12 protein-coding genes and 1 tRNA gene are annotated in these 13831 nt (G+C 34.8%); 10 read left to right on the top strand and 3 right to left on the bottom strand.

The features are described 5' to 3' along the window. Positions 1–19 precede the first annotated feature (19 nt). From CCK98_RS26975 to CCK98_RS26960, 4 genes are all read left to right on the top strand, one after another. Entirely contained in the window at positions 20–1249 is a 1230-nt protein-coding gene (locus CCK98_RS26975; protein ID WP_179195938.1) for a glycosyltransferase family 4 protein, read from the top strand. 221 nt (positions 1250–1470) lie between these two features. After that, entirely contained in the window at positions 1471–1989 is a 519-nt protein-coding gene (locus CCK98_RS26970; protein ID WP_179195937.1) for a YdcF family protein, read from the top strand. Between the two features lie 45 nt (positions 1990–2034). Continuing rightward, entirely contained in the window at positions 2035–3141 is a 1107-nt protein-coding gene (locus CCK98_RS26965; protein WP_088089401.1) for an acyltransferase family protein, read from the top strand. Between the two features lie 173 nt (positions 3142–3314). Next, entirely contained in the window at positions 3315–4169 is an 855-nt protein-coding gene (locus tag CCK98_RS26960; protein ID WP_088089400.1) for a hypothetical protein, read from the top strand. 111 nt (positions 4170–4280) lie between these two features. Here CCK98_RS26960 and CCK98_RS26955 read toward each other — a convergent pair. From CCK98_RS26955 to CCK98_RS26945, 3 genes are all read right to left on the bottom strand, one after another. Further along, a tRNA-Cys gene (locus tag CCK98_RS26955) sits at positions 4281–4353 on the bottom strand. 138 nt (positions 4354–4491) lie between these two features. Further along, a complete protein-coding gene (locus CCK98_RS26950) occupies positions 4492–5199 on the bottom strand; it encodes a DUF421 domain-containing protein (protein ID WP_088089399.1) in 708 nt (235 codons plus the stop codon). Between the two features lie 128 nt (positions 5200–5327). Beyond that, on the bottom strand, positions 5328–6386 hold the full coding sequence (locus CCK98_RS26945) for a lactonase family protein (protein WP_088089398.1): 1059 nt from the start codon (positions 6384–6386) through the stop codon (positions 5328–5330). A gap of 202 nt (positions 6387–6588) precedes the next feature. On the opposite strand from CCK98_RS26945, the gene manA reads away from it, so the two are divergent. From manA to CCK98_RS26915, 6 genes are all read left to right on the top strand, one after another. After that, positions 6589–7536, top strand: a complete 948-nt coding sequence (gene manA, locus CCK98_RS26940) for a mannose-6-phosphate isomerase, class I (protein WP_179196040.1) — start codon at positions 6589–6591, stop codon at positions 7534–7536. A 153-nt stretch (positions 7537–7689) separates the two neighbouring features. Beyond that, positions 7690–9501 carry a sensor histidine kinase gene (locus tag CCK98_RS26935; RefSeq protein WP_088089396.1) on the top strand — a complete coding sequence of 604 codons (1812 nt, stop codon included), beginning with the start codon at positions 7690–7692 and terminating at the stop codon, positions 9499–9501. Beyond that, positions 9501–10574, top strand: coding sequence for a response regulator (locus tag CCK98_RS26930; RefSeq protein ID WP_088089395.1), 1074 nt, complete (start codon positions 9501–9503; stop codon positions 10572–10574). Before CCK98_RS26935 ends, CCK98_RS26930 begins: the two co-directional genes overlap by 1 nt. 101 nt (positions 10575–10675) lie before the next feature. Beyond that, a complete protein-coding gene (locus CCK98_RS26925; protein WP_088089394.1) occupies positions 10676–11953 on the top strand; it encodes an ABC transporter substrate-binding protein in 1278 nt (425 codons plus the stop codon). A gap of 114 nt (positions 11954–12067) precedes the next feature. Beyond that, positions 12068–12997, top strand: coding sequence for a carbohydrate ABC transporter permease (locus CCK98_RS26920; protein ID WP_088090555.1), 930 nt, complete (start codon positions 12068–12070; stop codon positions 12995–12997). Beyond that, the gene (locus tag CCK98_RS26915; RefSeq protein ID WP_373408547.1) at positions 12994–13818 is read left to right on the top strand and encodes a carbohydrate ABC transporter permease; all 825 of its coding nucleotides are present in this window, start codon (positions 12994–12996) and stop codon (positions 13816–13818) included. The genes CCK98_RS26920 and CCK98_RS26915 overlap by 4 nt, the downstream gene beginning before the upstream one ends. Positions 13819–13831: the final 13 nt, after the last annotated feature.

Raw genomic sequence — 13831 nt, 5'->3', positions numbered from 1 at the left:
TCGGATGGAGAGTGGAAGGATGTTAACAAATAATAGAGAAATTCTTTTAGTCGCTCCCTTTACAATACTTCCAGGGGAAAAAGGATTTAATAGATTTACTTATATTGCAGAAAAATTAAGCAGCAAGGGTCATAAGGTCACTTTACTTACGAGTAATTTTAAGCACAGTGATAAAAACTTTCGAGATAAAACTAAATTAGAAAAAATCAATAGGAGTCTTACGTATAAAATTGTCATGATAGATGAACTAGGGTACAAAAAGAATATTGGTATTGATCGAATTCAAAGCCATAGACATTTCTCGAAACAACTTGCGCTTTTTTTAAAAAACATTAAGCAAAAACCCGATGTGATTTATTGTGCCTATCCAATGATGGATGCTGCTTTTATTGTTGGTAGGTATGCTAAGCAGTATCAGATACCTTTTGTGATGGATATTCAGGACGTATGGCCAGAAGCAATCAAGAATGCTATCCCTCTACCAGAGGTATTGGTTGATGTCATATTATATCCGCTTACAGTCTATGCCAATAAAATTTATAGTTTAGCAGATTATGTTGTAGGTGTTTCAAAGAGTTATGTACAGCGAGTAAATAAAGTCAATATAAATGCCAGAAGTTATTTACCTATATATATCGGAACAGACCTAGGCGTTTTTGATTCCTATAAGGAAAAGCAAGTAAAGGAAGATCCTAATGAATTTTGGATTACCTATATCGGAACTATCAGCTATAGTTATGACCTGGAGACAGTGATTCGTGCAGTTTCAATTCTAAAAAATAAAGGGATACCCAATATTGTCTTTAAAGTATTCGGGTCCGGACCATTACAACCAAAATTTGAAAAGCTGGCCAATCAGCTGGGGGCACCTGTGAATTTTATGGGTCACTTAAAATATGAGGAAATGATTCCTTATTTAGTAAGTTCAGATATTGCAGCGAATGCAATCAGTAAAGGTGCTCAACAAAGTATTACGAACAAAATTGGAGATTTTTTATCAGCAGGTTTACCAGTATTAAATAGCAGCCTAAATAAGGAATTTATGGACATGGTGACGGTCGAAAATATTGGCTATAACTACAATCCAGGGGATCCTGTCAAATTAGCCGCCCTAATTGAACAGCTTTATAATAATAAAGGTTTACGTGCGGCATATGGGGAAAATGCAAGGAGATTAGCAGAAGAAAAATTTGATAGAAGACATTCCTATGGAGAAATTTATAATCTTATTGAACACGCAACTGTTTAAAGATGAAACTTTATGCTAAAGAACTCCTTATGCGATGAAAGGGTAGATAAAAAAAATTTTTACAGGAGATAAAAATGTCCCGGTCAAAGATTATGTCTCCACAAAATAGAGGCAAAGGTACGCTGTCTACTATCAACAAAAAACCAAGTTTTCCAAATACACTTTATTTTTTAGTGATACTTGTATTTATTCTTTTCTTATTTTTCGCAGGAAGATTTTTAGTGATTAACGAAGAGCCAAAAAAAGTTGATGTGATTGTTGTATTGAGTGGAGGAGAAGGGCGTCTCGAAAAAGGAATTGAGCTTTATAAGTTAGGGTATGCAAGAAAATTAATTGTATCAAATGGATTGGCAGACAATCTATGGGGAAAGGCTGTTTCACTTCTACCAAGGAATTCTTTAGTATTAGAGGATAAGGCAGATAGCACATATGAAAGCGCAGTTTATGTACAGAAAATAATGAAAAAGTATAATTACCGTTCTGCAATCTTAGTCTCATCTGATTTCCATATGAGGAGGGTAAAATATAATTTCAATAAAGTTTATAAGAGTAGCAATAATGAGCTAATCTATGTTTCTAGTGATACTTCCTATGATCCAAAGGTATGGTGGATGAATAAGCACAACATTGGTATCACAATTAGTGAATATGTCAAAATAATTGGTAATACCTTTGGGGTTCATGGAAATGCCGCTAAAAGGAAATTATACCAATATGTAGAAGTGTTCTTTTATGAATAATGAAAGTGCTATTAAATATTTTTTCCTTGAAAGGGAGAGGGCATTTTGCAGAAAAAATTGATAAATGAAATTTTCTTAATGAGAAGTATATCTTGTTTAAGTATATTACTTCTTCATTCACTTGCAAGAGCATATGCTGATGAAAGTAATACAGTCAATTTAATAAGAGTTTTATTAACTTTTGGTACGCCCACCTTTATTTTTATTTCAGAATTCATTTTATCACGTTCCTACCCAAATGAACTACCTTCAAACTTTTGGGCTAAAAGGCTAAAGTATGTAATGGTTCCCTATGTATTGTTTGGGACATTTTTTGCCGTATTAAAAGCCTTTGAACAATCCTTAAGTACAGGAACTAGTTTGTTGATTTCTTTTGGACAATTTTTCTGGCGACATCTTTTATTAGGGGATTTCCATGGCTATTTTATCTTGGTTATCTTTCAATTTTACTTACTTCATTATTTTTTCAATAAACATTTGCAAAAATGGAAACCGTCAGTAGTTATGGGGAGCGCATTTTTGATCAATATGGTCTATTTAGGTTTTTTCAACTTTGTTAAACCGTATCCAACAGAAATTGGGGTATACATATGGGAAAAATTCTATTGGATTCCCTTTTTAGGCTGGGTGTTTTATTTTTCACTTGCTTATTACTGCGGTAAACACTTTTCCTTATTTATCAACCTTTTGAATAAATATTCAAAGTGGGTTATTGTCAGTCCATTCATATTAGGATCCATTTGTTTATTTTTATATGGGACAAAAATTATACCGATTATTTCATCCAAAAGAGTAGATATGGTTTTTTTTACGACAAGTATGATATTTTTGATATATTATATTGCTACAAAAATCCCCAAAGTACCTAAATTCTTCGTTTGGATTAGCCAGTATTCGTTCGGCATCTATTTAATACATCCTGTCTTTTTAGCTGTTATGTACGTAGTTTTCAAGCGTTTGTCTTTTGAAATTCATCCATCACTGCTAACAGGATTATATTTCTTTGCTAGTTTATTATTGTCAATTGCATCCACATTTGTCTTGAATAAAATTCCATTTGGATACTATTTTGCTGGGAGAATATCTATAGGAATGAATGATAAGAAGATTAGTGACAGAGCAGTTCCTAATATCAAAACAAAACATGGATAAGTCATATCCACCTTAAGTAATAAAAACAGCCCCAAATTATGTTTATTCATAATTTAGGGCTGTTTTTATTACTTTATATAATTTCTTTATCATGTGCGATTTAACCATGCTTATTTTTTTAAAATCAATATAATAATTTGAAACCTATAATAGTATTAAAGGAGGAATTTTATTTGGCAGAAAATCCAAACGTTTATGTAGAGGATTTTTCAGGTACTACGACGCAGGCGAAGATTCAGGCAGCAATTGATTTTGCTTCCCAAAATGCTAGGAAAACAGTCATTGCTGCAGATAAAGATTATTATATAACGGGAACTGTAATCATTAAACAAGGTGTTAAGCTACAAGGGAGTTATGGGACTAGATTTGTAATTGGTGCCAACGTTCGAGGATTTGAACTACAAAAGGATGCTTCATTTTGGGATGCTAGTATCATGGTAGATTATAATGGGTACACCAAAGAAGTTATTTATTTGGATGGTAAATATAACTATTACAATACGTGGAATAATACTTCACTTAATAATCTTCTTCTCTTGAATTGGACAAGCACAGTATCAGGCACTGGAATCCGGTTGTACTCAGGTGGAAGTGGGCATGAGATTTCATTTGTAAACTTTACTGATATAAAAATTGTATCTTTTGAGAAAGGTATTTATTTGAAAGCAGTTAAACCTGCTAGTGGATTTGCGTATGTAAATGCTAATCGTTTTGATAAAATTTCATTGGAAGATTGTATTGAAAATATTATTTTAGAAGGCAGTGAAACTATTCCGAATGAATGTAGTGGTAACACTTTCACAAATTTACAGATTCAACCTTCAAACAATACCAAACTTATCATGACTATCCAAGGACAATATAACAAAGTAGATGGTATGTGTTGGGATTTACAAATGATACAACATTCTAACCCCGTGTTTATATTTAAACCTGAGAGTAACTATAATGAATTGGAAATGAGATCTATTCCTGCAAATCGCATTTTGAATAGTGGGAAAACAAAAAATAGGTTCGATACTTTTTAAGAAAGATCATCACTCCATGTTGTGATTTAACATTAGAACAATCTGTAAATGATGCTTGTTTAATATTAAAGGGGACAGGTAATTTTCCCCTGTCCCTTTAATGGTTTATTAAGGCAGTATCTGGATTTGAACCAGAGGTTACAGACCTTGCAGGGTCTGTGCCTTACCACTTGGCTATACTACCAACGTACTAATTACTTCTTCCTATAATTAGTATTATAATAGTAATAATCTAGATTGTAAGTAAATTTCGTTCGTCAAAATATATAAGGGTTCGACAACCTTTTTTCTTACGCTTCTCATTTAAGTTAATCTGATAAATCTATGATTTATATAGGAAAATCTGTAAATTTTTTTGGCAATCAATGGTACCAAGCAAAACATTACTTACTTCTACCTGATGAAGCGTCTTAAGCTGGTTAACAACCCATCCTTCTTCCACTCTAATTTGTTGCAGCGCAGTGAAATCAATCTTTCCCTCTTTTATGATCGTCCTAGGAAGATCAAAGGGCTCAATTTTCTTTTGATAATTTGCAGGTGTCAGTGCTTCATATTTTGGGTCCAAAAAAATCGAGATTTTCCCATCGGGCTCCCAAAAAGCCAAAGCCACTTTTTTTATATCCGCAACTTTTTCTTTTCTTAACTCAGCTAATAAATGATCAATGGAAATTCTAGCTTTCTTTAGTCCCTTGTAATTGATTTCGCCCTCTTTTATCAGTGGAAATGGGGCGGGGTTTAGGAATTTTTCAATGCGACTCGATTTTAAGCTGATGAACAATCCTCCTGTATACAAAACCACCAATACAACGGTCGTAATCATCGAACCTTTCATGCCAAGTTTTTCATCTGATAATGGATGAGCAATGATGTTTCCTAGCACTAAGGCGATAACAAAATCCAATAATCTTAATTGGGAAATTGCACGTTGCCCCATGATTTTCGCGACAATAAGCAAAAAGAAAAATCCGATAACTGCTCTTAATATCCACTCAATTGAACTAAGGGTTTCTTGACTATGAAAGAAACTCATAAAGACACATCCTTTATCTTAAGAACATCCTCCTTAGTATTGTCACGGATTGTAAATTTTTTTCGCCCTAGTTCTCCAATTTATAATAAAATAAGCCAGGATAGCGCATCGCTTTCCCGGCTTTGATTTTAAACATGTAAGAATTTGATACAAACTGGGTATGGCACAACAATATCAGACTCAATAAGAGTTAATTTTCCCGATTCCTCGTCCCTCGCAAACAAAACAAGATTACTGGACTCCTGATTGGATGCAACGATGAATTTCTCCGTTGGGTCGAACATAAAATCCCTCGGCCAATCTCCTTCAGTAGATGTGAGCTCAACAAAGCTAAGCTCTCCAGTTTCTACATCAACACGAAACACAGCAATGCTGTTGTGGCCTCGATTGCCCACATATACAAAATTTCCGTCCGATGAAATATGAATCGCACTGCCTTGATTATTTTCAGAAAAATCAGCGGGAAGTGTGGAAATATATTGTTTTTCTGTAAAATGGCCATTCTCCGGGTGATAGGTTAAGACAATGACCTCTGAACTAAATTCGGTCATGAGATAAGCAAATTTCCCATTCGGATGAAAAACCAAATGCCTTGGTCCGCTTCCAGCTTTTAAAGGAAGCAGATTCGCTTTGGTAAGTGTGCCGTCACTGTTGATCGCATAGGTGATAAGTGCATCAATCCCCAATTCAACAACGGCCAGATAATTCTCATCAGGGGTGACTCCGGCATAATGGGTATGAGGTTTTTCCTGTCTTGGATCTGGGCCTGAACCTTCATGTTTAATGATTGAGGCAGCCGGTTGAACCGAACCATCCTCCTCGTTAATTAAGTAGGATTCTACGGATCCTTTATGGTAATTTGCACTGAATGCATAACGATTTTTGCTGTCCACACTTACATGACAGGGCGATGAGCCTGGAAGCATCTGACGATTTTGCTCCGTTAATGTGCCATCACCCTCTATTGAAAAAGAAACGACACCACCTTCTTCCCCTTTTTTTGCAACGGAATATAGATAGCGATTGTCCTTACTGATCGTTAGGTATGTAGGATTTTCTAACTGTGCCGCCTCGTTAATATCTGCTATTCTTCCCTCGGTAGTATCAAGTGTGAAGGAATAGATTCCTTTACTGTCTCCCTTCGTGTATGTTCCAATATAACCGATATATTTTTGGTTGTTTGTCATTTGATCTCTCCTTAAAAAATGTAGTCTGTTTATTCTATCAAAATTTCCAATGATTACTCAAACAATGCAATCCTTGGATGAATGCTGTGAATAGAAATAATTAAAGGAAACAGCCGTAAATTAATAGCTTTCCATAAAAAAATGATTATGATAAATTTGAAAGGGGAAAATTCCAATAGACATATGAACTACGGAGGGAATTATATTGCAGCCATTATTTTTAAAACCCGTTTTTAAAGAACGAATTTGGGGTGGCACCGCCTTACAAAAAGAATTTGGTTACTCGATACCAAACGATAAAACAGGGGAATGCTGGGCAATTTCTGCACATCCAAACGGTCCATCGATGATTGAAAATGGACCATTTGCTGGAAAAACTCTGGACGTACTTTGGAAAGAACAACCTGAACTTTTTGGACATCCAACGGAAGAGGTTTTCCCTCTATTAACAAAAATATTGGATGCGAACATGGATTTATCCGTTCAAGTTCATCCAGATGATACCTATGCAAAAATCCATGAAAACGGTGAACTTGGGAAAACAGAATGCTGGTATATCATTGATTGTAAAGAGGATGCGGACATGATTTTTGGCCATAACGCCAAGACAAAAGAAGAATTGATCCAGCAAACGAAGGAAGGGCGATGGGAAGATCTGCTTCGCAGAGTAAAAATCAAACCAGGCGATTTTTTCTATGTCCCTAGTGGAACCATCCATGCTTTGTGTGAAGGAACCCTGGTATTAGAAACACAACAAAGCTCGGATACTACATACCGCGTCTATGATTATGACCGCAGAGATGCCGAAGGAAATTTACGTGATCTTCACTTGGAAAAAGCAATTGATGTGACTACTGTTCCACATCAAGGCAACGTTACTGTTCCTAAAATTAAAAAAAAGGAAAATGCAACAATTACCACCTATGTTGAATCTGATTTCTTCTCCGTATATAAATGGGATGTAAACGGAACATCAACCTTTGATTTGAAGGATCATTACGTGCTTTTGAGTGTGATAAAGGGCGAAGGCACACTTGTTCATCAAGGGGAATCCTATCAATTGGACAAGGGCACCCACCTTATCATCCCGGTTGGGTTTGGGGAATTCGAGATAGCTGGAGATTGCCAATTAATTGTCTCACATGCTTAAAAAAAGACAGAAGGAGCATTAAGTTTGAAGCTCCTTCTGTCTTTTTTTTGTTTAGTACAGATGGTTTTAAAATATTTTTGACAATCCTCTTTCAGAAAGTTAAGTTGGTCATATAAAACAAGTTTTAAATTTATTGAAAAGGAAAGAAAATGAATGCTGAAATTTATGAAGGCACTAAATGCTTTTTGGATGTACATACATCAAAATCTTTTTCGTAAAATAGCAAGTAATATCCGCTATAAACTTATGCTCCTAATGCTTTCTGTCATGATTTTACCATTACTAATTCTGATCATTTTTTCAATAAATGTTTCACAAAGTAATTTTGAAAAGGAAGTAGTAAATTCAAATGAGGCGAGAATCAATTTAGCAGGTAAATATTTGGATGAAAAGTTAACAGAAAGTGACAATATTTTGTTTGCAAGTTTAATAGATGAAAAATTAATACCAAGTATTAGTCAGATTAATGATGAAAATATTCCTTTAAATTTTAGTACGCTGGCTTATATCCAGGATAAGTTATTTTCTATTTACTATGGGAATAAACATGTGAATGCTGTTTCGATATATGCCAAAGAAAGCCAGACAGTCTACTCCTTAAAAGAGGCAGATTTTAAAGTATCCAAGATTAATCAACTAAACGGGACTGCTTGGAGTAATTTAGGGGTTCGTCCGAATTATAGTTTTGAAAGCAAACTGCCGAATCAAGGTTTTTCCCTTACAAGAAGTATCATAAGATTTGAGAATCGAAAAATTGTTGGTGGAATATCTTTGGAAATGAATTGGAATGTAATCGATAGCGTTATTGAGATGCTAGAATCAGAACCGGAAAGTTCTGTTTTTGTGATAGACCGTCAGGGGCATATTCTTTACAATCCTAATCTAAGTAAAAAAACTTCCGTTGATTTTCAAAAAATCATCAAACAAATGAATGAAAGTAACAAAAATATATCCTATCTAAAAATGAACAAAGGATATGTATTTTTTAAGAAGGCGTTCAACAATAAAGTAGCTATTGTAAAAGTTGTTCCTGAAAGCATGCTTTTGAATGGCGTCACGAAAACGCTTATCGTTGGAATAATTATTAGTGCTCTTTCGATCCTGCTTACGGTTATTTTATCGATTGTTATATCAGTAAGAACGACAAAGCCGATCATTAAGTTAGTACATGCTATGAATGAAGTAGGAGAAAACAACCTAAATGTTAGTATTGAAACAGAGCGTATAGATGAAATTGGATTGCTCGAAAAACGATTTTCATCGATGGTTTACCGAATCAATGAATTAATTAATAAAGAGTACAAAAGTGAGATAGAAACACGAAACGCACAATTTATGGCATTGCAGGCACAGATCAATCCTCACTTTTTATACAACACGCTTCAGCTGGTAGGCGGAATGGCAGTGACGCATAAAGCCGAGGAGATTTATTCTGTTATAAGTGCATTGAGTGATATGTTTCGCTATATAACAGGAAAGCAAGGAAACATGGTTTTAATTGACCGTGAGATAGAACATATTAAAAATTATTTATATATTCAGAACATGCGTTTTGAGGGGAAGGTACAGACTGATTTATATATTGAAGAAGGTACAGAGGGTTACACGATTCCAATGTTAACGATTCAGCCAATTGTAGAGAATGTTTTTAATCATGGATTTGAACAAAAAAAGGGATTATGGAAGCTATCGATTGATGTTCAAAAAGTTTTTGACGATATTGAAATTACCATTACGGATAATGGTGTTGGAATTCCTGTGGAAAAATTAGTTGACCTTATCGAGCAAATGAAAGGAATTCCTTATTCTTTAAATACAAAAGGAAGTATAGGTATTAAAAACGTTGCTGCAAGGATACGATTGTATTTCGGTGAGGATTACGGTCTTGATATTTCAAGTACCGTCGGAAATGGGACAATAGTGGTAATTAGGATTCCCGCTAAGATAACTATGGAGGGTAATTAATGATTAAAATATTAATTGTTGACGATGAAAAATGGACAAGAGAAACGATTAAGCAATTTGGAAAATGGGACCAATATGGTATTGAAATAATTGGAGAAGCTGGGGATGGACAAGAGGGATTAAGATTAATTGAACAGAGGTCTCCTGATATTGTCATCACGGATATGAAGATGCCTGGAGTTGACGGTATGGAGCTGCTTCAAATCATGGCAGACCGTTTCCCACAGGTTCAACTTATAGTGGCAAGTGGGTATGACGATTTTAATTTTATGCGTCAGGCAATCCGTTCGAGGGTGAATGAATATTTACTGAAACCAATCAATGCAGAAGAATTAAATCTAGCGCTAGAAAAGTGTATCAACGAAATTAAAAGTTCTTCACAGACACAATTTTATAAGCCGATCTCTTTTTCTAGCAAAGATATCTCCGCCTTAATTATGGAATACAAAAAAACAATTACCCCATTTTTGCAAGAATTAAATATTGACGGCTTTGAAAATGTCATTCACCGTTATTTTAATGAATTTAAAAAAGTGACTGGGGTTGACAGCAATGTAATTGCAAAGATTGAGCATGAATTTATTCTTACTTTAGAAGAACTAATGATAAAAAATAATTTTAATGTTCACGAGGTTTTTGAAAATAATGGGGAGCTAAATAGTGAATTTGACCTTTCCCTTGATAGAGTTATGAAGAAGCAACAGGATTTAGGAAAACGCTATATCGAGTATATGATTGATATAAATAAGCGGAAGAGCAAGTTAAACTTGGAGGAAATTAAAGAATATATAGAACGGAACTTTGCAGATATCGATATATCTTTAGAGGTCTTAGCTAACAAGTTTTTTGTAAGTAAAGAATACTTGAGTAAAACATTTAAAAATGTTTATGGATGTAATATCACCGAATTTATCGTCAGCCGTCGTATGGAATATGCAAAAAAATTACTACAAGGTAAGGAGTTTCAAATCAAGAGTATTGCCCAGATGGTTGGTTATGAAGATATCTCTTACTTCTATCGGGTCTTCAAGAAATATTTCAAAACTTCACCAGGTGAAATGAGACAAGGTTAAAAAAGTCCAAATGTAAGCGCTAATATTTTCAATATTTAAATTCTAGAGGGGCGATTAATATAAAAGTATGCTTTAAATATTATTCAGGGGGGTCACAAAAAATGAAGAAAGCGTTATCATCTTTGCTAATCTTTATTCTAGCTATCGGTTTGTTAGCAGGTTGTAATTCTAAGGAAACAGCTTCTGACGAAAGTGGATCAAAGGCCGAAAAAAATGTTGAACTGAAAGTATTTATTGGACAACCACGTTTTAAGCAGCAGTATCAAACATACTTGGATCAATTTGTAGCCAAAGAGAAAAAGGAAAAAGGTATTAATGTAGAAATCAAATTGGAATTACCAAGTGTAAATCAGGCAGCACAATTATTAAAAACAAGGATGGCATCTGGAGATAGCCCTGACGTGTTTGCTCTGCATGCAATCAATGATATACCTATTTACGATAAAGCAGGTTATCTTGAGGATTTATCAAATGAACCTTTCGTAGCCAAAGTGTTTGATACGGTCAAACCAGCGATAACAAGTAATGGTAAGGTTGTAGCGGTTCCTTTGGAGACACTTCAATGGGGATATCTTTACAACAAGAAAATCTTTAAAGACTTAAATATAAAATTACCACAAACATATTCGGAAATGGAACAAGTTGTTAAAACGCTTAAGCAAAAAAATGTAACTCCATTTTTGTTAACTTATAAAGATGCGTATATTCCTCAATTATTTTTACCGCTAGCAGTAGGTGCAGCTCAAGCGAAGGACAATCCTGACTTTATTAAGGAAATGAATGAAGGAAAAGGCTCTTTCTCCGCGTTAAAAGATATGTTTAAAATTATGGATTTATCTAACGCTAATGGCACAAAACGTGCCTTTGAGAACGGACAAGATCAAGGAGCTGCAGACTTCGCTAACGGTAAAGCTGCGATGTGGATCCAAGGTCCATGGATGGCAGATTCGATTTTAAAAACAAACAAGGACTTTGAATTTGGCGTTGCTCCACTTCCAGTCAATGATGATTCAGCAACGACACAAATAAACCTTTCTACATCAACATCTCTTGCAGTATCAAAAATGAGCAAACATAAAGATGTCGCAAAGGATTTAATCAATTATATTTTGGATGATAAAGATTCTAGTGAATTTTATAAAAGCCTTGGGTTTAATGCTGTCTCTAGCAAACATACCTTTGAACCATTTCCTTGGTTAAAGGATTCAACTGAATATGTATCTCAAGGAAAGGCTTACCAAGATCCTCCGATCCCGATTGCTGTAAAAGACGAGTCACAGAAATTACTACAAAGTTATTTTGCAGGGGATGCATCTCAGAAGGATGTCATCAAAGGCTTGGACCGTGCTTGGGACCAATTCAACCAAAATAATAAGTAAATTTTAAATTCAGTGAATGATAAAGGCAGCTTACAGCTGTCTTTATCATTATCCAAAACAACAATGTCAGTGAGGTGTTAGGTAATGTCGCAGTTAAATAAGCAAAGTGTTGAAATGGTTATTGAACAAGTACAACCTAAAGTAAGCTCTAAAAGTGGTTTAAATCTAAAAAAACATAAAGGTTCCATTAGTTTAATCTTATTTGTTCTACCTGCATTTGTATTTTATTCTGTATTCTTGTTGATTCCAATGATTGGAGCGGGATTCTATAGTTTTACAGATTGGACTGCTCTATCTCAAACCTATAACTTTGTTGGAATAAGCAATTATATTGAAGCTTTTAAAGATGACCCTGCATTTCGCCATTCTTTTTTCTTCACTTTAAAATATACAGCGTTCATGTTTGTTTTTCAGAACGTGATTGCGTTGCTTCTTGCCTTATTCATTGAAACTAGAGTTAGAACAAAAGCTTTTTTTCGAACCATCTTTTTTATGCCTAATATGTTGAGTTTGATTATTAGTGCATTCATGTTTTCATTTATTTTTACCAACGTCCTACCGGAATTATCCAAAAAGGCTGTTTTATCATTTCTTGATCAGGCATGGATTGGTGATGCCAACGTTTCCTTCTACTCCATTCTTATCGTGTCCTTATGGCATGGGATTGGCTATATGATGGTTATCTATATGGCTGCACTTCAAGGAGTTCCGCAACACCTAAAAGAGGCTGCTATGATTGATGGTGCAAATCCAATTCAAAGACTTTTCCACGTGACGATTCCGATGATCATGCATGCAATAACGATTTGCGCTTTCTTAACATTAAATGGTGCATTTAAAGTTTTTGATGTAGTTTATGCACTTACTGCAGGCGGGCCTGGAAGATCGACACAGGTTATGGCGCTGAATATTTATGAAGAAGCCTTTTCCAATAATTTTCGATATGGCTATGCGAATGCTAAAGCAATGATTCTCTTCTTGATTGTGTTGGTCATCACGCTGATTCAAGTGAAAGTATTGAAAAAGAAAGAGGTGGAAGCATAATGCAAAAGAAACTGGTTCCTATTGGTACAACTTTAGTTTTGGCAATTTTTGCGGCGATTTCATTTTTTCCAATATACATGGCTGTCATCAATTCATTTAAATCACAAGGGGAGATTTTTACATCTGTTATGAAGCTCCCTACAAAATTACATTTTGAAAATTATACAGGAATATTCGAAGAGTTAGATTTATTCAATAGTGCTTGGAATACCATAATTGTGACCGTTATCGGACTGGCAGGAATTGTTATTTGCGGTTCACTAGCTGGATATAAACTAGCAAGAACAAAGGGTAAGTTGAGCAATTTCTTGTTTACCTTATTCCTAGCATCAATGCTTGTTCCATTTCACTCCATAATGATCACGCTAACAAAAGTAGCAAAGGGGTTGTCCGTACAGGGATCAACATTCGGATTGGGCCTTATTTATATTGGCCTCGGGGTTAACATGGCGATATTTCTATATCATGGATTTGTTAAAACGATTCCGAAAGAACTTGAGGAAGCTGCAAGAATTGATGGTTGCAATGACTTCCAAATATTCACAAAAATTATATTTCCTCTTTTAAAACCTATTACTGCAACCATCCTTATTTTAGATGTTCTATGGTTATGGAACGATTTCTTATTGCCAATGATTATGCTTACCGATGTAAATAATTATACATTAATGTTATCGGTAAACATGTTATTCGGTCAATATAACAGTGATTGGCCAAAAATTCTATCCGGGCTTATTATCACGGCCCTTCCTGTCATTGTCTTTTACGCCATATTCCAAAAATACATTCTTAAGGGAATAGCAGATGGAGCTATTAAATAATTAATAAAGCAAA

Source organism: Bacillus sp. OV166 (assembly GCF_900177675.1).
GTDB lineage: Bacteria > Bacillota > Bacilli > Bacillales > Cytobacillaceae > Neobacillus.
Note: the sequence above shows the minus strand (reverse complement) of the source record. Positions and strands in the feature narration are given on the sequence as shown.

Coding starts and splice junctions, on each gene's coding strand:
- CCK98_RS26945 (WP_088089398.1), bottom strand. CDS start 6,386: ATGACAAACAACCAAAAATATATCGGTTATATTGGAACATACACGAAG.
- CCK98_RS26975 (WP_179195938.1), top strand. CDS start 20: ATGTTAACAAATAATAGAGAAATTCTTTTAGTCGCTCCCTTTACAATA.
- CCK98_RS26950 (WP_088089399.1), bottom strand. CDS start 5,199: ATGAGTTTCTTTCATAGTCAAGAAACCCTTAGTTCAATTGAGTGGATA.
- CCK98_RS26935 (WP_088089396.1), top strand. CDS start 7,690: ATGCTGAAATTTATGAAGGCACTAAATGCTTTTTGGATGTACATACAT.
- CCK98_RS26930 (WP_088089395.1), top strand. CDS start 9,501: ATGATTAAAATATTAATTGTTGACGATGAAAAATGGACAAGAGAAACG.
- CCK98_RS26920 (WP_088090555.1), top strand. CDS start 12,068: ATGGTTATTGAACAAGTACAACCTAAAGTAAGCTCTAAAAGTGGTTTA.
- CCK98_RS26925 (WP_088089394.1), top strand. CDS start 10,676: ATGAAGAAAGCGTTATCATCTTTGCTAATCTTTATTCTAGCTATCGGT.